Source organism: Denitraticella aggregata (genome assembly GCF_048158365.1).
Lineage (GTDB): Bacteria > Pseudomonadota > Gammaproteobacteria > Burkholderiales > Rhodocyclaceae > Azoarcus_F.
This window is the reverse complement of the sequence record NZ_JBLLNL010000010.1, coordinates 19,870-43,092: the sequence shown is the minus strand read 5'-3', so window position 1 is coordinate 43,092 and position 23,223 is coordinate 19,870. Positions and strand designations below refer to the sequence as shown.

Genomic DNA, 23,223 nt, shown 5'->3' with positions numbered 1-23,223 from the left:
CGCCGCGTCTGCTGAAGAGGTCAGGTCCCGCACGACGTCTAGAAAGGGACCGAGATCTTCACTGCCACGACATTGGCGGAGCGCGAGTCGGAAAACTGCCCGGTGTAGTCAAGACGTGCCACGGCACCACCCTTGGTCAGGATGTTCGCGCCGAGTGAAACATTGGCGTGGGTTCTGTCACTGGACGTCACGTTCTTGAAAGGCGCCACACCCGCGGGGGCACCCTGCAGGGTGGCGGTGATCTGCCGATCGTTGTCGGTGAGAAACCGGGTTACGCCGATCCGGACGTAGGGACGCAGCAGCCCGCCATTGTTCAGCCGCCGCTCGCCACCAAACTCGATTGCCGGTTGCACCGTGACGAACGTGTCGGATTGCTTGGCCGCCTGCAGGTTGGCGCCGTCAGCCCCTTTTTCCCTGAAGCTACTGCGGGACACGTAAGTGGCACCGAGATCAACCAGCGGGCGCACATAGAAGTCGGGCCCTTGCGCCAGATCGTGACTCACGCGCCCATGGACCGAAGCGAACCGGACATCCTGGTCGCCTCGGGCAACAACTCCCGGCGTCACGAGGTCGACCACGCGCCTGCTGTCGTAATTGCCGAATCCTGCGCTGCCCGACCCCGAAAACATGGTCGCACCGTGACGACGCTTCAACACCATCCCGGCCTCGAACCGGTTGCCATCCACGTCCGACAGGTTCGAGTCGAGCTTGTCGCGTGCAAACGATAGCCCGAAGCCGAAATGGGTATCCGTGGCCACTTCCCGCTGCGCGCCGCCGGCCAGCGTGTAGGTGTCCAGCTCGTAGCCGGGGTTGAGTGCGGTGCGATCCTGGTCGCTACGGCCGGCCCCTACCTGGAACCACCCGCAATCGCCCTCGCGCACGAACCGGTGTTCGCCATCGCGCTGGCGGCAGCTGTGCATCGCATCGTTGAAACCCATGCTGGACATCGCCGTCTCCATGGGCAGGCTGCCGACAACACCAGGCGCCAACTTTTCATAGGCGCGGCCGAGGCTCTCGTCGTCCAACTGGTTCACCAGGGCCGCGGCGAACGGTTCAAAGCTGTCCGAGCCTCCCGCGCGCTGGATCGCGTTCACATGGTCGGCTATGCGCCGCGCGTTGGGGCCAAGCGCCAGGTTCGAGGTCGGTGCAAAGTCCACGACCGAGAGGATCGCGACTTCGGTGCCGGTTTGGTCGAGCGCGTAGCTGACAACCCGGGACTGCGGCGCGACCAGGCGCAATGCGTCACTGGTGGCACCATCCGCCCCGGACACTATCACCTGCCTGTGTTCCCCGGGCCGTGCCCGACCCGGGCGCATAGCGTTCACCCTGATCTCACCCGCGACCTCAGCCTTGCCGCTGGCGCTAACGTGGTCGCCCTGCTGGGTGGCCAGGTCCACGTCAACCGCGAGCGCGCCCGTCGCTGTCTGCCGGAAGTCGCCGGTCAGCGCAGTGAGTTGAACCCTGCCATCTCCACCCGGCGACAGTGTGCCGGAATTGATCACGAGCCGACCCGCGCCGACTTCCAAATCGGCGCCGGAATGGAGCACCGCATCGGCGTGATTGGCGAATGCGTTGGCACCCGCGCCCAGTTTGACGCTGCCGGTGATCGTGCCGTAGTTGTCGACGATCTCGTTGCCGGCGCCGCCCACGACGGCCACGCCACTCAATGCCGTGATCGTCCCGCGATTGCTCAGGGTGTTGTCCTTGCCGTCGAGGAATTTCACCGCCGCTCCGGCGCCGGAGCCGCCCCACACGCCGCCGCTGTCGATGTCGATGGTGATGTTTCCCGCCCCGGTCTCGCCCCTGGACTGGGCGAGTATCCCGAACGCGTCCTGACCCGAGGTGCTGATGCGCCCGGCCAGGGTAACGCCTACATCGGCACCCTTACCGTCGAAGGGAGTTCTCTCCACTTCAACTTCTTCGATCTCACCATTCGAACTGACCTGCTTTTCGTAACGAATGACTTCACCCTGAAAGCCGCCCCCGCTCTGCGCGAAGATGCCGTGTGCCCCGTCGCCGATGGTCGTAATATTCCCGCTGTGCTGCACGGTCACCGTGCCGGCCGAGCCTTTTCCTCCGACGGTGCCGAAGAAGTTGGGCACTTGGATACCCAACAAACCGGGATTGCCCGCAACGCCGCCCCCGCCGCCGACACTCTGGGCCAGGATGCCGAAGGCTCCGTCGCCATTTGTGGTGATATTCCCGGCACTGTCGACCGTAACGGCACCACCATTGCCGCCGTTGCCGCCGGGGAGACCGAAACCGAGGTTGAGTCCGATATTGACTCCGATGCTCGTATCGCTAAAGGGGACTTTGTCGAACCTGTTGACGTCGCCGGCGACGCCACCACCGCCGCCAACGCTCTGCGCAAGGATGGCATGCGCCCCGCTGCCGTGGGTGGTGATCGAGCCGGTGTTGGTCACCGTAACCTTGCCCCCATTCCCTGCGGACCCGCCCGCGCCGCCGAGCCCCAACTTACCCAGCAGACCGACCCCTGCGTCACCGCCGCGGGCAATGTTCGTGCCCCCGCCGCCGCCCACACTCTGCGCGAGGATGCCGTAGCCCCCTTCGGCAGCGAGCGAAACCAGTTCGCCCTCGTCGAGAACGAAAGCGGCGCCGTAGGTGGTGATGTGACCGCTGTTGGTCACCGTCACCTCCCCGCCATGCCCACTGCTTCCTCCGGAACCGCCGGCCGTAACATTCCATTCTCTGAGATTAAAGAGCGAACTCCAAGCTCTCGCCCCTGACAGATAGAGGTTTGCGAGTTCTTCAGCCGAGTCATCGGTAAGTCCAAGGCCTGCATTACCGCCATTGCCACCACCACCACCGATGCTCTGGGCCACTAAGCCGTGTGAACCCGCATACCGCGTGACTATGTCGCCACCATTGACGACCTCGACCTTGCCCCCGTCGCTTGCGCCGCCACCATTGCCGCCTAACGCACCATTCAGATTGATGTCGTCCGTTGGTTTCTTGCTGCGACACACATCAGCCAAACCCAATGGGCAACCGAGTATCAGCGAAAAAGCCTTGGCATCTCCACCATCGCCGCCGCCGCCGCCAACGCTCAGCGCGTAGATACCGTACGATCCATAATGATGGGTGTTGATCGCACCGAGATTTGTAACGGTGACCTCTCCGCCATGATTACCGCTCCCGCCCTTGCCGCCGACCGAGCCGCTCAGGTTGAAGTTGGACCCCTTGCTCGGCCTGGAGAAGTCCACGAATGCGGTCATGCTGTTTCCGCCCGAACCCCCACCACCACCAAGGCTCGCCGCGTAGACAGCGTGGGAGGCGCTCCCCCTCGTCGTGATACGGTTCTCGTTGGTCACCGTGACGACACCGCCGACGTTGCCGTCCCCGCCGCCCCCGCCCAGGCTGAAGTTCAGGTTGATCGTGCCCCCTTGCGAAGGCCCCGAGTCACCGATCAGGAGCGATCCGGCAGCACTGAATCCCCCGGTGCCTCCGTTGCCGCCGACGCTCTGCGCGAGTATCCCCAGCGCTTTGGCGCCGGCGGTGTCGACGATGCCTGTGTTGCGCACGGTGACACCGCCGCCCAAGCCACCATCCCCACCGCCGCCGCCAATCGACACATCGATGCTCTTACCTCCAGAACGGAATTCGAGACTGCCCGCCACACTGAAGCCACCGTCGCCACCGTTGCCGCCGGTACTCGTTGCGTGAATCCCGGTCCCGGAATCGCCTGCGGTCGTGACGGAACCGGCGTTGACCACCGTGACCGCCCCCCCCTTGGCGCCGCCCCCGCCCGCACCCCCCCAGCTGAATTGAATTCCACCGTCGCTCGAGATACCGCCGGCGACGCTGCCGCCCCCCGAACCGCCACTGCCGCCGACACTGCTGGCATAGATGCCGTAGGCCGCGTCACCGCGCCGGGTGCGGTCGGCGAATGGCTCACCGGTTCGGATGTTCGCCGCGCTGTAGACGCTTGCATTGCCCCCCGCCCCGCCATCGCCACCGGATCCCCCGACGCTGAAGTCAAAAGCCGAATCTGTCAGGCTGATGCCCCCTGCGACGCTCAGGCCCCCGCTTCCACCGCTGCCGCCGGTGCTGGCTGCGTGGATGCCGCTGGAGCGCTCGCCATGGGTGGTGATGTCACCGATGACCGGCGCCGCCTCACTGCCAACAGTCACAAGTCCGCCCCTGCCGCCGGTCCCGCCGAACCCTCCGAGGCTGAAGTTAAAAGCTTTACCCTCTACCGCAAGCCCAGCCGCAACGCTTACCGCGCCGGCACCGCCACTGCCGCCTACGCTCTGGGCCTTGATGCCATTCGCATCATCTCCTTCGGTGGCAACGCTGGCGCTACTGTAGACACTCACATTGCCGCCCGCCCCGCCATCGCCACCGAATCCCCCGACGCTCACACTGAGGCTGCCCTTCAGCCCGGCGGTGCCGGCAACGCTCACACCCCCGCGTCCGCCTCCCTTGCCAGTGCTCTGTGCAACGATGCCATCAGAGAAGTTGCCCGATGTCGTGATGCGGCCGGCAATTGCATCGGCGACACTGCCGACCTTGACCTCGCCACCGTTTCCACCGGCGCCGCCGGTGCCGCCCCAACTGGCAGCAACGCTGAAGCCGAGAGAGCCTGCTGCGGAGACGCTGTAGCCCCCATTACCACCACCACCCCCGATACTGTCGGCAGCAATCCCGGGCGCGAACGCGCCCTGCGTAGTGATGCTGCTCTTGCTCAGCACCGTGACGGTACCGCCCTGTCCTCCCTTTCCCCCATGAGCGCCGTGCGAAAGGGAAACAGAGAACTCCTTTCCTGCCGCGGCGCTGATTGCGCCCCCGCCGTCTCCACCTCCGCCACCGATGCTCTTCGCCTGAACCCCTGCGGCATTATCTCCATGGGTTTCGATACTCCCTTCCCAGCTGCGCACCGAGACATTGCCGCCATCGCCACCGGCACCAGCACTTCCCCCATGGGCAAAACTGACCAAGGGAAGCAGGCTGACGCTGAAGCCACCACTGCCCCCGCCCCCCCCAATGCTCTCGGCACGAATGCCCGAAGCACGCGTCGTTATCGAACCACGGTTGGTTACGGTAACTTCTCCCCCGGCGCCGCCGCTGCCAGCACTACCGCCTATGACAAATAGGCCTGTTCCGCTGCCGCCACCGCCACCGCCACCGCCCGTCTCCTCGTCAAAACCCCCGACGCTTTGCGCAAAGATGCCGAGGGAATCTGTACCACTCGTCGTAATTGATCCGGAATTGTCGACTTCGACCTTTCCGCCATGACCGGAGTCCTTGCCCGCACCCTGCTTGGCAAAAATCCCGCCCACGCGGCCACCGTCTCCGCCCAGGCCACCCCTGCTCTGCGCCAGGATGCCGTGCGAGTTCGCGCCGAAGGTCGTGATCACGCCGCTGCTGTTGATCGTGACCTGACCTCCGCTTCCCGCCTTGCCACCGTCACCGGCGACGCCGCCACCGGGATTATTGACGTCGCCCCCACGCCCACCGTCACCACCATGACTCCCGACAAACACACCATGGGCGTTATCGCCGGTCGTGGTGACTACGCCGTCACTCCTAGAAAATACGGCGCCTCCGTCACCGCCTCTTCCCCCATCACCAGCAATTCCCGCTAAAGGCCCTTCAATGCAGAAGCCGAAAAGTTCGATGCAATTTGAGTTCCCACCGCGACCACCATTGCCACCCAGACTGTGGACCTGGATGCCTTGGGCGGCATCGCCCACCGTCACGATCTCCCATAGCCCTCCTCTAAAGGTCGTCATCAGGCCAATACCGTTTGCGCCATTGCCACCGTCGCCGCCAAACCCAACCCCAGAGGAGCCGTTGCTACCATTCGCGCGCTGACTGAAGAATTTGATACCCGAAACGCCGCTAGCCGGGGCGATGCCGGTACTCAGATCGCGCACCCTAAGAATTGTTGGTGGAGGATCGCTAAAGGCAACGCCTGCCGACTGATCGCCTGCGCAAGTCCGGGTGTTACCCGCGTCGGTACACGGGTCGTTGGCGAGAGCACCCGTTGCCTGCACCATTGGAAACGCCAGCGCAATGCTGATGGCGAGTTGCTTCAGACGGAAACCACTGTGACAAGACATCGGCTAACTCCCTTGGATTGCCAGGTTGAGGCGGTCGTTGACCAACCAGACCCGCGCAAACAACCACCGGAGTTGTGCTCTGGTCGTTCAAGCAGTGATCGTGACGCTCGATGTCTATGATAAAGCCAGCGATGATGATCAATTTGACCCACCTCAACACCGGTGGAATCTCATGGCGAGGCATGCCCATTCAGGCCGTGCCGGGGCCGACCATGCACCACCACTTCGACACCGAGCAGCACGTGCCGCTCGAGGTTGGCGAAGCCGGTCTGTTCCGGTGACCTGCCCCGTTCAGTCGAACATGTCCGGCTGGCTGACGATCAGGTCGCTCCAGATGGTCTGAAAGTGGAGCCAGCCGATGTACTCGCTTCCGACGTGTTCGCGGCTGTAGCGGGCGCGCTCGGGCGACACGAGGGACGGCGTCTGGCCGGTGGCCTCGACCATCAACTGCTGCTGGCAGCAGCGCTCGAGTGCGATGAACCAGAACGCGGCCGCCTCGATGCTGTGTCGGCTCGCGGTGAAGAGGCCGTGATTCTTGTGGATCGCGGCTTTCACGCCCTTGAAGGCGGGGGCAACGCCGCACCCCGCCTGAACCTCGACCGCGACCTGCCCGGCTTCGTCGTCGATGACCACGTGATCCTCGAAGAAGGCGGCCGCATCCTGCGAGATCGGCGCGAGCGGTTTACCCAACGCGGCAAAGGCCGTGCCATATACGGTATGGGCATGACACATCGCGAGGATGTCCGGATGGGCCTCGTGTACCGCCGCATGCAGCACGAAACCGGCGCGGTTCAACGCATGATCGCCCTCGACGACATTCCCGTCATGATCGGCCAGGATCAGGTTCGAGACCTTGACCTGGTTGAAATGCACCGCCATCGGATTGGTCCAGTACAGATGCGGCCGTTCCGGATCGCGGATCGTGAGGTGACCGGCGAAGCCGTAGTCGAAACCGTGCAGCGCAAACGCGCGGCAGGCTCCGACCAGACGCTCCTTCAGGTACTGGCGCTCCTGCTCGTGGCTGGAAAAAGTGGGGATGCCCGGGAACATCAGTCCGGGCTGGTCGGGCTGGTAGATCGACACTTTCTTGTCGGTGGTCGGATCGTAACGGTGAATCCTTGTTTCTACGCGTGTATCCATGCTTGTCTCCCGTGTTGGCCAGTGTTGTCATGAACGGCAGGAACAGGTCGGACCCGGCGCGCACCGCTATCGACATGTTCCTCCGGCCGGGCGGCGATCGCAAACACTGGTTTGGTGAAAGTGGAGGAGAGGCCGCGGTTTCGCCGTGAAGCAAAACCGTGGTCTGTCCCCCGTGTCGCGGTTTCGCCCAAACCTTGTGTTCACCGCGGTGTCCACTGCCATGCAGAGCCACGCGAACGCACCTCCTGGAGTGACCCGAATGCCTGATTCCTCATTCATTTGCGCGCATGCCCCCGCGCCCGATTGGCGCGCCGCGACCGAGCAGTGCGTCGGGCAGATCGAGGCGCGCATCGCGCAGCTGGCCGGGCAGCAGGCGCCGGCCGTCTACACGCTGGGCTGGTGCTATCTGACCGACTATCTCGCCCCGGTCGCGGAACAGGTTCTCGACCTGTTGCGCGAACGCCTGCCGCACATGACCTGGGTCGGCACGGTGGGGATCGGCATCATCGCGGACGCGGTCGAGTATTTCGACGAACCGGCGCTGGCGCTGATGGTCGCGCCGCTTCCGCACAGCGCGTTCAGGATGTTCTCCGGACGGCAGCCGCTCAGGGCGGACCCGGCCGGCTTCACCGCGCATACCGCGCTGGTGCACGCCGATGGAAACACCCCCGATCTGCAGGACCTGCTCGAGGAGTTGTCCGAGCGCACCGCCACCGGCTATCTGTTCGGTGGACTGTCATCGACGAGAACACGCAGCCTGCAGATCGCCGACGCCGTGCTCAGCGGCGGCCTTTCCGGGGTTGCCTTCTCCGACGACGTGGGCATCCTGTCCCGGGTGACGCAGGGCTGCCAGCCGATCGGCCCCGGACATTCCATCACCCGCGCCCAGAACAATGTGGTGGTCGAGCTCGACGATAGCCCCGCCCTCACCTGCGTGATTCAGGACCTCGGCCTGCCGGAGGACGCCGAGGTCGAGGACATCGCGCGTGCGCTGTCGACGACGCTGGTCGGTCTGCGCTCGGGTCAGGACGACACGGCCCCTGTGCCCGGTCAGTTCGGTCCGGACACGCGGGTGAGACACATCGTCGGCCTCGATCCCAACCACCGTGTGCTCGCGGTCGCCGAGGACGTCGAGCAGGGCATGCAGCTCACGCTGTGCGAACGGAATCCGGACGCGGCCATGACCGACCTGATCCGGATCGCGCGCGAGATCCGCCAGACCCTCGAGGACGGTGCGATGCAGGCCACAGGGGCGATCTATGTCAGCTGCAACGGCCGCGGCGGCCCCCATTTCGGCACGCCGAACGCCGAATCGCAGGCACTGCGCGAAGTGCTCGGAAACGTGCCGCTGGTCGGCTTTTTTGCCGGCGGGGAGATCGCCCGCGACCGGCTGTACGGCTACACCGGCGTGCTGACCGTCTTCACAGGCCCCGCTGGAGCGAAGACGGGCGCAAGGGATGCAGGCTAACGCCGTACGCCGATGACACGGCCCAGCCCGTCCGGGCGGGGGAAAGCCCGATGAGCCGCGAGGGTCCGGTCCACCCGCTCGCGGATGTGCGGCGGGAAAGGGGCCGAGCGCCGGCTCGTCATGTCGATGTGCATCGTGATGACCTCGTTCGTGGCCGCGAGCCAGCCCTCCTCCGCGTGGAACATGCGGTGGAACAGATGCAGCCGCTTCGCGTCGGCGTCGACCAGCTGCGTGCGCACGACATAGGGTTGATCGACCCTCAGTTCGCGATCGTAGGTCACGTGCATCTCGAGCGCGAAGGTCGAGCCCCCGGCGCCGAGGTAGTCCGCGTCCAGTCCGAGCGTGGCCAGGAAGCGGTCGGTACCCTCGTCGAAGGCAAGCACGTAGTAGGCCACGTTCATGTGGCCGTTGTAGTCGATCCAGTCCGGTCGAATCCGCCCCCGTGCGCTCACGGGCGGACCGCATGGGTCGGAGGGATGGGTCGGGTTCATCGCTCACATCTCCATGGTTGACTGCAGGAATGGGTCCTCGGTCAGCCGTTTCGGGTCGGTACAAACGCCTGCGGAATGTCGCCAAGACCAGTTCATGAACTGCCCACTTCCGCAGCGATCCGGTAACCCATCGCCCGGTACCCGCGCTGGCGCTTATCCCACATTCGGAGCAATGCCGGGTGGGCGGTGTCGACGATATCGATGATCCGAACCCCGGTCTTGGATGCGTGCTCGCGGTGCAGGCGGCCAGCGTACTGCTGCAGCGTTCCCTTCCAGGAAACCGGCATCGCCAGTACCAGGGTATCGAGCGGGGGATGATCGAAGCCCTCACCGACGAGCTTTCCGGTCGCCAGCAAGATGCGCGGCGCGTCGGGTGCTGACCGTCACGACGGATCGGCGTCGCCGTCAGGCCGAGCACGTATTTCGCCTTGACGTGTCTCAGGATGGCGTCGAAGGACACCGCGCCGACATGGTGGCACTCGTCTACGATCTCCTGCCCGTAGTCCTCCACCAGCGGGTAGACGCCGACCGTATGCGCACCGGCCAGATGGTTGTAGATCACCGCGTCCGACAGCAGGATAAAAAGGCGATTGCTGCAGTCGCCGCACTTGATGCGCGGTTTCTCGCACACGCCAGCGCGCCATTCATTCGCACAGGCCGGCGCGTAGCCCGACTTGCCCGTCGTCTTGCTCTCCCAACGGACGGGGTAGACGTCGGTGCGGCCACGGAACAACCGGCGAAACAGCGCAACCTTTTCCTCAGTGGACAGCCTGGACGGTTCCGCTGGCGGTGCCGCCGGTTTTGACGGTGGGCGCCAATCGATGCCGTGCGATTCGAGCAACGCGATGAGGCGCGTGTTCTCGACTCGCAGTGCAGCCAGTTCATCGCTTTCGACCATCGAGCCCGTACTCTGCAACGAGATCGTCCATGTCGTCGCCGACGCCATAGACGAAGTTGTGGCTGATGTGGCGCACGGCATCCAGGCGCGCTATCAGTGCGGGTTTGCAATCTTGAGGTAGCCCATCGATGGCCTTCGGCGCCTGCCCGAACTGAAATCCAGGCGGCCAGATAGCCGTCTTCCTGCGCTTCGATCAGGGTGTATTCGTAGACCCGGCTCGCCAAAGTACTTGCGGTTGTTGGCGGTGATCTCCTGGTCTTGGGCGCTGGCATTCTTCGACTCTTCCAGCTTGCGCGGGGTGGCGGTCAGGCCGATGTGGATGGCGTTGGGGTTGCGTCGCAGCACTTCCGACCAGCGGCCCCAGGCCGAGCGATGGCACAGGAACAAGGCGGGCTTGGGCAGTTGCCCGGCCTGGCTCATGCGCCACAGCAGGTTGGTGGCGATGATGGTCTTTCCCGCGCCAGTGGCCAGGGTGAGCAGCACGCGGGCGGGCTCGCCGTTCTGCTGACACAGGATGATCTTTTCAAAGGCTGCGCGGATGGCGGCGTCCTGGTAGTAGCGCGAGAGCGCCCAGGCCGGGCTGTCGGCCTGGAACAGCAAGGCGGCTTCCGGCTGAGTGAGGTCGATGCCGGTGTCGTTCGCATAGCGAGCGGTCAGGTCGGGGTGCGGCGGAAAGTCGGCGAAGGGGAAGGGACCGCCTTGCAGGCTGGTGACGCAATCGAACTCGCCATAGCGATGGCCATTGGTGGCGAACACGTACTTCACGTCGAAGCGTTCGCAGTCGGCATAGCCCTTGGCCTGCTGCATGCCCTTGAGCGGGTCCTCGCTTTCCTTCTTGGCCTCCAGCACGGCCACGGGCAGCGGCTTGGGCATGTCGCCGAGCTGCACGCCGAGCAGGTAGTCGGTAAGGCCTGGCCCCTTGCGACGCCGTCCTTTGGCGCCCGTAGGCTCCACCGGCGCCGGCGTCAGGATGGTTTCCAGAGTGATCTGGTTGCGGCTGACGTAACCCTTCTCGCGCAGCACGGGGTCGATCAGGTGATAGCGGGTGTCCGCCTCGTTCATGCTCATTGCGAACCCCCTTTTTCCTCTTCGGTATCCACAGTGCCTGGCTGCCCCTGTGGCAGCGTGTCGTTTGTCAGGCCGATCCACTTGGCCCCGCGTCCTTTGCCCGTAGGCGCGATCAAGCCTTCCTTCTTCATCGCGCGCAGTACCAGCCGCACCATGTCACGGCTGACGCCTGGGCAGGCTTCTTCGATCTCGGAGATCGAGAAGGGAAGATTGCGCTTGAGGATCTCGGCGCGCACACGGTCGCCCTTGGCCCCGCGACCGCGTTCGATGGTGCCGACGCGCTCCTCAAATTCCTTGTAGGCTCGCAGCAGGGCGCCCCAGAAATAATCCAGCCAGGGCGCGATGTCGTGCGCGGCCTCGTGCCAGCCCTGGGAGCTGGCTTCCAGTGTTTCATAGTAGCTCTCTTTCGATTCCTCGAAGATGCGCTCCAGACTGATGAAGCGGCCCACGACGTAGTCGAAGTGGCAGAGCAGTTGCAGGGTGAGCAGCCGCGCCATGCGGCCGTTGCCATCCGGGAAGGGGTGGATGCACAGGAAATCGAGTATGGCCAGCGGCACCAGCACCAATGGGTCAGCGAGATGCTGATCCAGCGCGGCGCGATATCGCGCGATCAGGTCCGTCATCGCCATCGGCGTGAGATACTCGGCCACCGGGCGGAAGCGGATGCGCGCACTGCCGTCCGGGTGGCGTTCGACGATGTCGTTGTTGGTGGCCTTCCAGTGCCCGCCGGGTTGCGGCATGTAGCGGTACAGGATGCCGTGCAGTTGGAGAGCCGTGCCCTCGGAAAAAGGCATCTGGTCGCCGCTTTCATGGATCAGCCCAAGCGCGTCGCGGTAACCGGCCACCTCCTGCTCGGAACGGCTTTTGGGTGCTGCGTTTTTCAGCACCAGCGATTTCAGGCGAGCGGCTGCGACCACAACCCCTTCGAGTCGGTTGGATGACTCGGTGGACTCGACCACGGCCACCTGCCGCAAATCGCTCAGCACCTCTGCCGACTGGGCGACGTACAGGCGCTGCTTGCCCCTGTATTCCCCGAGGGCGCGCAGTGTCGCTAGTTGCTGCGTGTCAAAGCGCAGGCTGGCAAGGTAGTCGGGCGAGAGTGAGTGCATGGGCTCATCGCGGGTTGCGTAAATAGGGTAATCGTACTGTAGAAAAGGGTATTCGGCAGATCCATTACCCCAATTAAGTACAAATTACCCCATTTGCCCGCGTTGCTGGGCCGATCAACGGGGAAGGCTCCCAGTTCGACACATCATGGCCAGTGCAAACCGCAATCCCTGCAAACCTCGGTTTTCATCCTGACGGTAGACGAGCAGCGCGCTCGCGCCCCCCGTATACGAATCCGGCCAGGAAGGACCCGTCGTGACGAGGTGGAATCAGTCAGCTTTGTCGCTTGAGTGTCGCCGCACGCGGGCCCACAGCGCATCGAAGTAGGAGGCGTTGACCGGCGTGGAGGGAGACGAGGCAAGTCCCACGAGCAGCATCGCACGCAGATCCTGCCGATCGCGGCGGTTCACATAGACGTCGCTAACGCCGCCAGGCGGGTTACGGTCCATTGTCATCGGGCACCAGGATCGCTGGGATGTCCCGCGCGCCGTGCAGGACGCGGATGATGGTGACTTCCTCTGCCGTCGCTACGAAGAAGATCACGTAGTTGCCGTGGGCGCAGGAGCGGATGTCGTCGCCCAGTTCCGGCCGCAGCCGGTAGCCGGGCGGGTTGGCGGCGATGCGTTGGCACTGGGTGCGCAGCTCGCGGATGAAGCTGCCAGCCCGGGTAGGATTGTCGGCGGCGATGTAATCGCCGATGGCCTCCAGGTCCTGCTCGGCGAGCGGGGTGAGAGTCAGGCGCATCAACGCGACGCGTCTTCAGCCTGGTCGCTGTACTTGGCCTCGAGCCGTGCGAACACCTCGTCGGCAGGCTTGGTCGCGCCACTGGCCTTGCCGGCTGCGATGTCGGCACGCAGGGCCTGCAGCTCGGCCTGATGGCGTTGTTCGTGCTCCTCCAGCAGACGCAGTCCGGCGCGGACGACTTCGCTGGCATTGTTGAAGCGGCCACTTTGCAGTTGCTCGCGGATGAAGGTCTCGAAGTGGCTGCCGAGGGCGACGCTGGTTGGCATGGTATGCCTCCTATCTGTTAACAACAGTTATTACAGCAGTGCATGCCATGCTCGTCAATGCCGGGACAAAGTCGAGGGAGGTGATGCATTCAGTAGGCTCACCACGCCGGATCACTTGCCCCAGCGACGGGCGTCCTTGAGCAGCAGCAAGAGTTGCTGCTCACGCAGCGGTGAGGCGATGAAGCCGAAGCGGGTGTAGAACCGCGCCGCATCTTCGTCGATGGGGTGGGTCAGCATCGCGCGGATGCCGGCCTGCTCGGCAATCAGCAATGTGCGGCGGATGGCATCCTGCAACAGCCCGATGCCGATCCCTCGGCCCTGATCCTGCAGGCTGACAGCCAGACGGGCAAGGATCACGACGGGGATCGGATACTGTCCCATGCCCTTGCGAATGCGCTCCGGCGCATCGAGCGTGTCGATCTGGCCGACGGTCAGGCTGAAATAACCAGCGACGCGGTCGTCTTCGCTGACGATGAAGGTCTTGGCGGAACCGCTGCCTTGCGCGTGTCGGGCATGGCGCAGCAGCCAGTCATTGAGCGTCGGTTTGCCGCAATCGAAGCCTTCGAGCCGATGCTGTGGCCCAAGGGGTTCCGGGCCGATCAAGCTCACGCCTTGTCCCAAGGGGCTTTCCGTGAGAACAGGTCGCGCAGCCCTTCGTTCGCCTGTTCGGGCTGATCGAGCAGATCCATCAGGGCCTGGTACTGGCTTCCCGAGACCATGAACAAGCGTTGGTCGAGCAGGGTTTGCTCGGCGGCCTGGCAAGCGCTGTCGAGAATGAAATCCGTCAGCGACTTGTGCGCCACGTCGGCGGCGCGGCGCAGGACCGCTTCCTGCTCGGGCGTGGCACGCAATCCCAGGCGGGCCGAACGGGTAGCTGAAGAGGTAGAGGCAGTCATGGTTGACCTCCGTGCGTTAGCGCAATTGACGCAATGTTAGTACAACCGACGCACACTGTCCAGTTTGGAAGGGGCATTGGTGGCCATGGTTGACCGCAAAAAGGCCGCGCCAAGCCCTTGTAAATGCAGGGTTCGGCCTCGCGACTACCCGCAGGGCAAACAGAGAAAAGAGACTGGGCTGGCCGGGAAACGGGCCGATTCGGCCCATCTGGGCACGTCAGCACCCGCAGGGCCATCGCCCGGAACCCCGCGCTAGGCGGGATTCGCGCAAAGAAAAAGGGCCTGGAGACTATCCAGGCCCTTGGTGTTGGTGGTGCTGCGTGGTTCTCGCCAAAACCCCTATTCTGGGCTATCTTCGGCATGTAGGCGCCCTTGTCGCCCGGAACGCGAATCTGGGCGCGGCAGGGTCACGCTTCAAAGCCCCGTCCGTTCCTGGTGCGGCGCCAGTCCGCCCGAGCCCGCACCCAAGGGACCGCATTCGAAAGGAGAGCGCGCATGGTTGAAGAGGGTTCGACGGCCCCGGTTCATGCAATCCGCATTGCATACGGTGCCGTGCGATGAACGCCACCTCTTCTGCCTATCTGCGCTTTCAGGACGTCAAGAAGACTTACGACCAGCAGAGCCTGGTCGTCAAGAACTTCAGCCTCGATGTGGCGAAGGGGGAGTTCCTGACCCTGCTCGGGCCTTCGGGGTCCGGCAAGAGCACGGTTCTGATGATGCTGGCCGGGTTCGAGAGCGTGACCAGCGGTGAGATCTCGATCGACGGCGTGTCCATCACGCGACTGCCCCCATACCGCCGCAACATCGGCATGGTCTTCCAGAATTACGCACTGTTTCCGCATCTGACCATCGAGGAGAACCTCGCCTACCCGCTGTCGGTTCGCAAGATGCCCAAGGCGAAGATCCGCGACCGGGTCGGCGAATATCTCGCGCTGATCGCGATGCAGAATTTCGGCAAACGATTTCCAGGTCAGTTGTCCGGGGGACAGAGGCAGCGCGTGGCGCTCGCGCGCGCACTGATCTTCGAGCCCTCGCTGGTGCTGATGGACGAACCGCTGGGCGCGCTGGACAAGAAGCTGCGCGAGCAGATGCAGTACGAGATCACGCGGCTGCACGAGATGATGGGCTACACGGTGATCTACGTGACGCACGACCAGACCGAGGCGCTGTCGATGTCCGACCGCATCGCGGTGTTCGACGACGGCGTCGTGCAGCAGTGCGCGACGCCGGCCGAACTGTACGAACGGCCGAGGAACGCATTCGTGGCCGACTTCATCGGCGAGAACAACTTCATTCGCGGGCGCGTGAGCAGCGTCGAGGGAGACGCCGTCAATGTGTGCCTGCCTCGCGGCGAGACGGTCAGCGCGCGGGCCGAGGGAAGCCTTGCGACCGACCAGGCGGTGGTGATGTCGGTGCGTCCGGAAAAGCTCTTCATCGAACCCACCAAGCACGCCAGCGAGAACCGGATGCAGGCAAGGTTCCTGACCCGCCACTACGTGGGCGACTTCATTCGCTACTATTTCGAACTGTCGGACGGGACCGAGATCACGGTCAAGGTTCTGAACGATCTGACAGCTCCGCAATTCTCCGAAGGGGATGTCGCGGGTCTCGTCTGGCTGACCAAGGACTGTTCTGCGTATCCGGCCTAGAAAACGGTCGGGTGCCATTCAACGGGGAGCCATGCACGGTTCCCACGACTCTGGAGAGGAAGACGATGAAGAAACTGTCAGCACTGATCGGTATCGGGGCACTGCTCATCGCGACGACCACAATGGCGCAGCAACAGACCCTGACCGTCGTATCCTTCGGTGGAGCCTACGGCGCCGCACAGAAGCGGCACATGGTCGACCCCTTCATGGAGAAGACCGGACACCGGATCCTGTTCGAGGACTACTCCGGCGGCATCGCGGAGCTCAAGGCGCAGGTCGAGTCCGGCAACATCCAGTGGGATGTGGTCGACATCGAGGTCATCGATCTGGAGCGCGCCTGTGCCGAGGGCCTGCTCGAGGTGATTCCGCGCGACGTGCTGCCGCCCGGCGACGACGGCACTCCGGCCATGGAGGACTTCATGGAAGGCGCGCTCGACAATGAGTGCGGCGTCGGCGTGATCTTCTGGACGACGCTGTATGCGATCAACACCGAGACCATCGGCCCGAACAAACCGAGCACCATCGAGGATCTGTTCGACACGCAGAAATTCCCCGGCAAGCGCGCGCTGCGCAAGCGTCCGCAGGTCAACCTCGAATGGGCGCTGATCGCCGATGGCGTGGACAGCGACAAGGTGTATGAGGTCCTCGCCACCGAAGAAGGCCAGGCCCGCGCCTTCGCCAAGCTCGACACCATAAAGAGCGACGTCGTATGGTTCGACAGCTGGTCGCAGGCCCCGCAGCTGCTCAACGACGGTGGCGCGATCATGGTTCAGTCGGCCAACGGACGCTTCTACGCGGCGATCCAGGACGAAGGCCGGCCATTCGAGATGATCTGGGACGGCCACGTGTACGACCTGGACGTCCTGTCCATGGTGCGCGGCACCCAGAAGAAGGATCTCGCGCTGGAGTTCATCAAGTTCGCGACCGGGACGGTGCCGCTGGCCGGTATGCAGGAAGTCGCCTACGGCCCGACCCGGCAGTCCTCGGCGCCGCTGGTTGACCCGGCCGTGCTGCCGTTGCTGCCGTCATCGCACATCGACGCCGGCATCAAGGCCGATGGTGTCTTCTGGGCCGACTATGGCGAGTCGCTGGGCGAGAAGTTCAACGAGTGGCTGTTGAGATAAGCGGCACGACCCGTCCCCGCCGACAGGGTTCGGCAGCGGGGACGGGTCGATCTTGCGGATCGAGTCGATGAGCGCGCTTTCACTGTCCAAGCAGGATCTCGGTTCTGCCCGGCGCGAGCTGCGCCGGCGCAAGCTCACCGCCTTCCTGTTCGTCGCCCCGCTGCTCGTTTTTCTGGCCTTCACCTTCGTCGCGCCGATCGGCAGCATGCTGTTTCGCAGCGTGCACAACCCCAACGTCGCCGACCTGATTCCGGAGACGCTGGAGCGGATGGACGACTGGGATGGCGAGTCGCTGCCCGACGACGCGGTGATGAACCAGTTCGCGCGGGATCTGAAGCGGCTCGCAGACGAGCGTACGTCGGGACGCCTGGCCGGCGAGGTCAACCGCATCCTGCCCGGTGCGAGCAGTGTCATCCAGTCCACCGCGCGGCGCATGCGGACCGTGGCGGACGAGCAGCTCGAGACTCGCGGGGCGGAGCTGCTGCTCGAGGCTCACGCGAACTGGCAGCAAGTCACGATCTGGCGCGCCATTCGCGAGTCCGGCAGGCCGTATACGTTCGCGCATTACCTGACTGCGCTGGACCTCGAACAGACCCAAAGCGGCGCCATCCAGGCCCGCGACGGTCCACGTATCTATGTCACGCTGTACATCCAGTCGCTGCGGATCGCCCTCACCATCACGCTGCTGACCTTCCTGCTCGGCTACCCGCTGTCGTATTACCTGGCGAACGCGCCGACGCACATCGCCAACATCCTGCTGATCTTCGTGCTGCTGCCCTTCTGGACCTCGCTGCTGGTGCGCACCACGTCGTGGATCGCGCTGCTTCAGACCAACGGCGTCGTCAACACCGCGCTGATGAGCGTGGGGCTCACATCGTCTCCGTTCGAGATGCTGTACACCGAATTCGCGACGGTCATCGCGATGACGCACATCCTGCTGCCGTTCATGATCCTGCCGCTTTACAGCGTCATGAAGGGCATCGATCCGAGTTATCTGCGCGCAGCGATGTCGATGGGTGCCAAACCGATCCCGGCCTTCCTGCGCATCTATTTCCCGATGACGTTGCCCGGCCTGTCCGCCGGCGCGCTGCTCGTTTTCATCGTGTCGGTCGGCTACTACATCACGCCCGCGCTGGTGGGCGGCGCCGACGGTCAGATGATCTCGAACCTGATTGCATTCCACATGCAGCAATCGAACAACTGGCCGCTTGCTGCGGCGCTGGGTTCGCTGCTGCTGCTGGTCATCCTGTTGCTGTACTGGACCTACGACCGCCTGGTCGGGGCCAAGAACATCTCGTTCGGGTGAGGGCCATGCGGCAACTGCCTGCGTACTACGGCTTCTGGCACTACCTGGGTCACTATGGGCTGCGGGTCGCAGTCGGCCTGATCCTGGTCTTCCTGATGCTGCCGATCCTGATCATCATTCCCCTGTCATTCAATGTGGAGCCCTACTTCAGCTTCACCGAGGGCATGCTGAGTCTCGACCCAGACGCGTACTCGACCCGCTGGTACGCGCAGGTCTTCGACGACCCACGCTGGATCCTGTCGATCAAGAACAGCTTCATCGTCGGCGTCGCGGCGGCGCTGCTGTCCACGCTGCTGGGCACCGTCGCGGCCATAGGCCTGTCGTCGCCGGTGATGCCGTTCAAGCGTCTGATCACGGCGCTGCTGCTGTCGCCGATGATCGTGCCCGTGATCATCATCGCGGCCGGCATGTTCTTCTTCTACACCCGCTTCAACCTCGTCGGCAGTCACGTCGGCCTGATCCTCGCACATGCGGCACTGGGCATCCCGTTCGTCATCATCACGGTGACTGCGACGCTGACCGGTTTCGACCGCTCCCTCTACTACGCCGCGATCGGCATGGGCGCGTCGCCACTGAAGGCCTTCTGGGACATCGTGGTCCCGCTGATCCGCCCGGGCGTGATCTCGGGCGGGCTGTTCGCGTTCGTGACCTCGTTCGACGAGGTCGTCGTCGTGCTGTTCCTCGCGGGACCGGCGCAGCGCACGATTCCGCGACAGATGTTCTCGGGCTTGCGCGAGCAGATCAACCCGACCATCCTGGCCGTGGCGACGATGCTGATCCTGATCTCGGTTGCACTGCTGATCACGATGGAACTGCTCCGCCGCCGCTCCGAGCGCATTCGCCGCGGCAACGTGGTGGAAACATGAAGACCCGCGTCAGCGCTTGCGCCAGACCCCGATCCGGACGGCCGCCCGGCAGCGCGACATGCGGCGAACGCCGGGAGGCGCCACTCATCCTCGGGAGAATTCCATGAACATCATCCATACACCGCGACTGGATCCTCCGCGGGTCCGCACCAATGCCGAATGGCTGGCTCCGCACTGGATGCCATTCACCGGCAACCGCGACTTCAAGGCCCATCCGCGCATCATCGTCGGCGCCCAGGGCTGCTATTACCGGGACAGCGATGATCGCCGGATCTTCGACGGACTGTCGGGCCTGTGGTGTTGCGGCCTCGGCCACGGTCGGCGCGAGATCGCCGAGGCCGTGGGCCGACAGGTCGCGCAGCTCGACTACTCGCCGGCATTCCAGTTCGGCCACCCGCTGTCGTTCGAGCTCGCCAACCGCATCGTGTCGCACATGCCAGCCGGACTGAACCGGGTGTTCTTCACCAGCTCCGGTTCGGAGGCGGCCGACACGTCGCTCAAGATCGCCCGCGCTTACTGGCGCTCCCGGGGTCAGGCCGGCAAGACGCGGCTGATCGGCCGCGAGAAGGGCTACCACGGCGTGAACTTCGGCGGCATCTCGGTCGGTGGCATCTCAGCCAACCGCAAGATCTTCGGCCAGGCCATCGAGGCCGACCATCTGCCGCACACGCAACCGCCGGCCGGATCTTTCCACAAGGGGCAACCACCCACGGGCATCGAGCTGGCCGACCGGTTGCTCGATCTCATCACGCTGCATGATGCGTCCAGCATTGCTGCGGTGATCGTCGAGCCCTTCTCGGGCTCTGCCGGCGTGGTGATCCCACCGGTGGGCTATCTGCAGCGCCTGCGCGAGATCTGCACCGCGCACGACATCCTGCTGATCTTCGACGAGGTCATCACCGGGTTCGGACGTGCGGGTGCGTGGACCGGCGCGGAGGTGTTCGGCGTCGCGCCCGACATCCTCAACTTCGCCAAGCAGATCACCAATGGCACTGTGCCGCTGGGCGGCGTGGTCGTCAGACAGGACATCTACGACACGTTCATGGACGCGGGCGGCCCGGAGTACATGCTCGAGTTCGCCCACGGCTACACCTACTCTGCCCATCCGGTGGCCTGCGCCGCCGGCCTGGCAGTGCTGGATCTGCTCGAACGCGAGGACGCCCCGGGCCGGGTGCGCGCGCTGGCGCCGCATTTCGAAGCCGCGGTGCATGGCATCAAGGGCGCCAAACACGTGCTCGATGTACGCAACTTCGGCCTCGCCGCGGGCTTCACGATCAGCCCCTACCCTGGCGAACCAGCGCGGCGACCTTACGAGATCGCGATGGCGATGTGGCGCAAGGGCTTCTATGTGCGCTACGGCGGGGACACCATCCAGATCGCACCGCCCTTCGTATCGAAGAAAGCCGAGCTCGACCGCCTCGTCGATGCGCTGGGCGAGACGCTCGACGCGGCACCCTGAAGCTCAGGAACCGATCCCGTCCGTTTTCGCATCCGCTCGTCCGCACCGCAGCAACAGCGCGGCGAGCCCCACGAACAGCAGCGAACCGAAACCCCAGACCCACGCATAGCCGATCATGTCACCCCAAGGGGCGAGTGCGTAAGCAACCGCAAGCGCGGCCCACACGATCACGATTGGCACGATCAGCCAGAAATCCTCGTTCATGCCGACATCTCCTGTTCAGTGCCCGCCACCGCCGCTGGCGGTGATCGGAAGTGAAGCCATCAGCTCGAAGCCAACGGCAGTGAACACGTACATCGCGACCACGATGGCGAACACCGAGGCCGGCCCGACCCACGCGGTGACGCCCGGCCGCAGCGCACCACCGCCCCACGCGACGGTAAGCGCGGCGGATTCGCTGGTCGCCGGGCGCTGCGGCAGCAGCGATATCGCCACCGCGGCGGCGAAGGCGGTCAGTGCAATCGCCATGATCGTGCCGCCGACACCGACCGCGGCCATCAGACCCTGCCACAGCGCGGGTGCCTGCCCCTGATAGGCGAGGTCGATGACCCGCCGCGGCACGCCGAGATAGCCGGCGGTGACACCCGCCGCCCCGAAGATCAGCACACCCACCAATGCCAGCCACGGCATCCAGGCCAGCACATGCGGTCGCCACAGCGCCCGCCCGCCGATCGCGGGCAGCATCACCGCGAGCGCGGCCAGCAGCGTCAGCGTCACCGTGCCGACGGTGAAGAAGTGGAAGTAGCCCGGGACGAAGAAGGTGTCGGACAACAGCGGGGCGAGTTCCGCCTGGATCAGCACGAATGCGAACACGATTCCGAAAGCCATCGACAGGACCGCGACCCCGATCGCCGACATGGACGGATTGCGCCACGGCAGCAATCGGATCCAGCCGAACAGTCCGCGGCCGCCCTGCGAGCGGGCATGCACCTCGAGCGATGCGACGATGATCAGGAACGCGGTCAGCGTTGGCACGCTGACGAACAGCGACAGCAGCGATCCCGCAACCCGCACTACGCCCGGCAGATCCGGTTCGAGAAACATGTGGTACAGCGAGGTCGGCGGCACGAACACCAGATACATCGAGAACACGATCTTGGAAAAGCGCTCGCCGAACACCGACTTCACCCCGGTCAGGTGGCGCACCAGCACGTACCACAGGATGACCGTGGCCATCAGCGGCAGGTAGTGCATGTTGTGGAACACGATGTGCCAGTTGGTGCCGTGATTGGCCGGAAAAGCACCCAGCCCGAGCGCCCACAGCATGCCGGGCAGAAACGTGTACAGCGCGGCGAAGCCTGTCACCATCAGGAAACCCGCCCATGCGAACAGCGCGAATCCGACCGCCGTCAGGCGCGCCTGCCTGCCCTGCCAGCGCGGGCGCAGCAGGGTTGCGACCGCCGACGCGGGCAAAACGAGAAGACCGAGCCCCAGCAGCAGATAGCCGAGGTTGAACACCTTCAGCACGTTCGGCGTATCGGCCGCGAGCGCTGGCGACCCGTCGTAGAGCAGCGGCAGGCCCATATGGGCGCCCGCGACGCTGAAACCGAAACCGGTCGCGATCAGACCGAAGCCGAGCCACGCGACGCGTCTCCACGCGAAACCGCTCGCGCCCTCGAGCGCGGAGAAACCGAGCAGCAACGCCGCCTGCGCGGTGAACAGCCAGTAGAAGAAGATGCTGACTCCATGGACCGTGAGCAGCCTGTAGCCGGTGTTCGGGATCATCTCAACGAACCCGGCGCGCGCCAGCGCGGTGAGCACGCCACCCACGATGCCGAGCGCCAGCGCAAGCAGGGACAGCGCGCTCATCGCGACCAACAGTCGCCGGTCGGAAGCCGGCAGGGCGGCGAAGCGTTTCTGGATCGTGTCGGTCATGCTCATACCACCTCTATCGTCGCCTGCATGTAGTCATGCGCCGGCCCGCAGTAAACGGTGCAATACACCAGGTAGCGTCCGGGCGTGTGGAAGGTTACGTCGATCTCGGTGAGGCGGCCCGGCCGAAGGCGCACGACGCGCCCGCCATGGCCGAACTGGATGGACGCGCCGTGAGACACATCGACCGCCATCATTCTGAAGCGGTAGGCCTGCCCGGCGTCTAGACGCAGCGCATGCGGCTGGTAGTACCACTTGCCGGCAGCAAGCAGCACCTCGCGCACGCCACCGGCAGAGGAATCGTCGGCGACCGCGTCATGGTCATCATGGTCGGCATGATCGCCGGATACCGGACCCACGGCGACCGACATCGTCGGCGCGGCATCCGCGTGAACGCCGGATCCCGCCATCGCACCATGATCCATCGCACCATGATCTCCCTGTTCGACCAGGGCGGGTGCGGACGGCAACATGCGCGGATAGACCGTGCCGTCGGGCAGGCGATAGCGTTCGATGAACTCTGCGGTCATGCGGCTGAACGCTTCCGCACTCGGTCCGTCATGCGCGCCGGCGGCGTGCCCGCCATGCCCTCCGCCACCCACGCCTTGCGCATGGCCGCCGTGGTCGCCCAGACCCAGCAGCGTCAGCGGTCCGGGTGCCGCACCATAGGCGGCCCACAAGCCATAGAGGCCCACACCGCCGAAGCCCATTGCCGCGATGAACCCTCTGCGGGTGGTGATGTGTGATCTGCTGCTCATGTCGGTTCGCTCGATATGAATCGATGTC

General features: G+C 64.6%; 20 protein-coding genes and 1 pseudogene. 7 read left to right on the top strand and 14 right to left on the bottom strand.

All coding sequences use genetic code 11. The features are described from left to right. Nucleotides 1–38: 38 nt before the first annotated feature. Nucleotides 39–6,083, bottom strand: a complete 6,045-nt coding sequence (locus tag ACKVEX_RS12760; protein ID WP_473216119.1) for an autotransporter outer membrane beta-barrel domain-containing protein — start codon at nt 6,081–6,083, stop codon at nt 39–41. 131 nt (nt 6,084–6,214) lie between these two features. Between ACKVEX_RS12760 and ACKVEX_RS12755 the strand changes: the two genes are divergently transcribed. Next, nucleotides 6,215–6,364, top strand: coding sequence for a hypothetical protein (locus ACKVEX_RS12755; protein ID WP_473216118.1), 150 nt, complete (start codon nt 6,215–6,217; stop codon nt 6,362–6,364). 10 nt (nt 6,365–6,374) lie between these two features. Here the strand turns inward: ACKVEX_RS12755 and ACKVEX_RS12750 are convergent, their stop codons facing one another. Next, nucleotides 6,375–7,223, bottom strand: coding sequence for a class II aldolase/adducin family protein (locus ACKVEX_RS12750; protein WP_473216117.1), 849 nt, complete (start codon nt 7,221–7,223; stop codon nt 6,375–6,377). A gap of 259 nt (nt 7,224–7,482) precedes the next feature. Here ACKVEX_RS12750 and ACKVEX_RS12745 point away from each other — a divergent pair, with 259 nt between their 5' ends. Next, on the top strand, nt 7,483–8,691 hold the full coding sequence (locus ACKVEX_RS12745) for an FIST signal transduction protein (RefSeq protein ID WP_473216116.1): 1,209 nt from the start codon (nt 7,483–7,485) through the stop codon (nt 8,689–8,691). Here ACKVEX_RS12745 and ACKVEX_RS12740 read toward each other — a convergent pair. The 9 genes and pseudogenes from ACKVEX_RS12740 to ACKVEX_RS12700 form a co-directional block, all read right to left on the bottom strand. After that, entirely contained in the window at nt 8,688–9,182 is a 495-nt protein-coding gene (locus ACKVEX_RS12740; protein WP_473216115.1) for a thioesterase family protein, read from the bottom strand. The two genes, ACKVEX_RS12745 and ACKVEX_RS12740, sit on opposite strands and share 4 nt — an antisense overlap. A gap of 92 nt (nt 9,183–9,274) precedes the next feature. After that, the gene (locus ACKVEX_RS12735; RefSeq protein ID WP_473216114.1) at nt 9,275–9,538 is read right to left on the bottom strand and encodes a hypothetical protein; all 264 of its coding nucleotides are present in this window, start codon (nt 9,536–9,538) and stop codon (nt 9,275–9,277) included. Between the two features lie 44 nt (nt 9,539–9,582). Continuing rightward, nucleotides 9,583–10,080 (bottom strand): annotated as a pseudogene (locus ACKVEX_RS12730) (TOTE conflict system archaeo-eukaryotic primase domain-containing protein); the annotation flags it as partial. Nucleotides 10,081–10,173: 93 nt separating this feature from the next. Further along, complete coding sequence (locus ACKVEX_RS12725) at nt 10,174–11,148, bottom strand: DEAD/DEAH box helicase family protein (RefSeq protein WP_473216113.1); 975 nt, start codon at nt 11,146–11,148, stop codon at nt 10,174–10,176. Beyond that, nucleotides 11,145–12,257, bottom strand: coding sequence for a Fic family protein (locus tag ACKVEX_RS12720; protein WP_473216112.1), 1,113 nt, complete (start codon nt 12,255–12,257; stop codon nt 11,145–11,147). Before ACKVEX_RS12720 ends, ACKVEX_RS12725 begins: the two co-directional genes overlap by 4 nt. A gap of 436 nt (nt 12,258–12,693) precedes the next feature. Next, nucleotides 12,694–12,999, bottom strand: coding sequence for a type II toxin-antitoxin system RelE/ParE family toxin (locus tag ACKVEX_RS12715; protein WP_473216111.1), 306 nt, complete (start codon nt 12,997–12,999; stop codon nt 12,694–12,696). Next, nucleotides 12,999–13,265 carry a type II toxin-antitoxin system ParD family antitoxin gene (locus ACKVEX_RS12710; protein WP_473216110.1) on the bottom strand — a complete coding sequence of 89 codons (267 nt, stop codon included), beginning with the start codon at nt 13,263–13,265 and terminating at the stop codon, nt 12,999–13,001. Before ACKVEX_RS12710 ends, ACKVEX_RS12715 begins: the two co-directional genes overlap by 1 nt. Before the next feature lie 111 nt (nt 13,266–13,376). Beyond that, entirely contained in the window at nt 13,377–13,874 is a 498-nt protein-coding gene (locus tag ACKVEX_RS12705) for a GNAT family N-acetyltransferase (RefSeq protein ID WP_473216109.1), read from the bottom strand. Next, nucleotides 13,871–14,161 carry a type II toxin-antitoxin system TacA family antitoxin gene (locus ACKVEX_RS12700; protein ID WP_473216108.1) on the bottom strand — a complete coding sequence of 97 codons (291 nt, stop codon included), beginning with the start codon at nt 14,159–14,161 and terminating at the stop codon, nt 13,871–13,873. The genes ACKVEX_RS12705 and ACKVEX_RS12700 overlap by 4 nt, the downstream gene beginning before the upstream one ends. 557 nt (nt 14,162–14,718) lie before the next feature. On the opposite strand from ACKVEX_RS12700, the gene ACKVEX_RS12695 reads away from it, so the two are divergent. The 5 genes from ACKVEX_RS12695 (at nt 14,719) to aptA (ending at nt 20,565) form a co-directional block, all read left to right on the top strand. After that, nucleotides 14,719–15,810, top strand: coding sequence for an ABC transporter ATP-binding protein (locus tag ACKVEX_RS12695; RefSeq protein ID WP_473216107.1), 1,092 nt, complete (start codon nt 14,719–14,721; stop codon nt 15,808–15,810). Between the two features lie 65 nt (nt 15,811–15,875). Then, the gene (locus ACKVEX_RS12690; RefSeq protein ID WP_473216106.1) at nt 15,876–16,934 is read left to right on the top strand and encodes an ABC transporter substrate-binding protein; all 1,059 of its coding nucleotides are present in this window, start codon (nt 15,876–15,878) and stop codon (nt 16,932–16,934) included. 67 nt (nt 16,935–17,001) lie between these two features. Then, entirely contained in the window at nt 17,002–18,240 is a 1,239-nt protein-coding gene (locus tag ACKVEX_RS12685; RefSeq protein WP_473216105.1) for an ABC transporter permease, read from the top strand. 5 nt (nt 18,241–18,245) lie between these two features. After that, a complete protein-coding gene (locus ACKVEX_RS12680; protein WP_473216104.1) occupies nt 18,246–19,106 on the top strand; it encodes an ABC transporter permease in 861 nt (286 codons plus the stop codon). A 103-nt stretch (nt 19,107–19,209) separates the two neighbouring features. Further along, on the top strand, nt 19,210–20,565 hold the full coding sequence (gene aptA / locus ACKVEX_RS12675; RefSeq protein ID WP_473216103.1) for an omega-aminotransferase AptA: 1,356 nt from the start codon (nt 19,210–19,212) through the stop codon (nt 20,563–20,565). 3 nt (nt 20,566–20,568) lie between these two features. On the opposite strand, the gene ACKVEX_RS12670 is transcribed toward aptA, so the two are convergent. The 3 genes from ACKVEX_RS12670 to ACKVEX_RS12660 are packed head-to-tail and all read right to left on the bottom strand — an operon-like array spanning nt 20,569 to nt 23,195. Continuing rightward, nucleotides 20,569–20,769 (bottom strand): hypothetical protein, encoded by a 201-nt coding sequence (locus tag ACKVEX_RS12670; RefSeq protein WP_473216102.1) that lies wholly within the window; start codon nt 20,767–20,769, stop codon nt 20,569–20,571. A 15-nt stretch (nt 20,770–20,784) separates the two neighbouring features. Next, nucleotides 20,785–22,446 (bottom strand): cbb3-type cytochrome c oxidase subunit I, encoded by a 1,662-nt coding sequence (locus tag ACKVEX_RS12665; protein WP_473216101.1) that lies wholly within the window; start codon nt 22,444–22,446, stop codon nt 20,785–20,787. Then, entirely contained in the window at nt 22,443–23,195 is a 753-nt protein-coding gene (locus tag ACKVEX_RS12660; protein WP_473216100.1) for a cupredoxin domain-containing protein, read from the bottom strand. Before ACKVEX_RS12660 ends, ACKVEX_RS12665 begins: the two co-directional genes overlap by 4 nt. Nucleotides 23,196–23,223 lie beyond the last annotated feature (28 nt).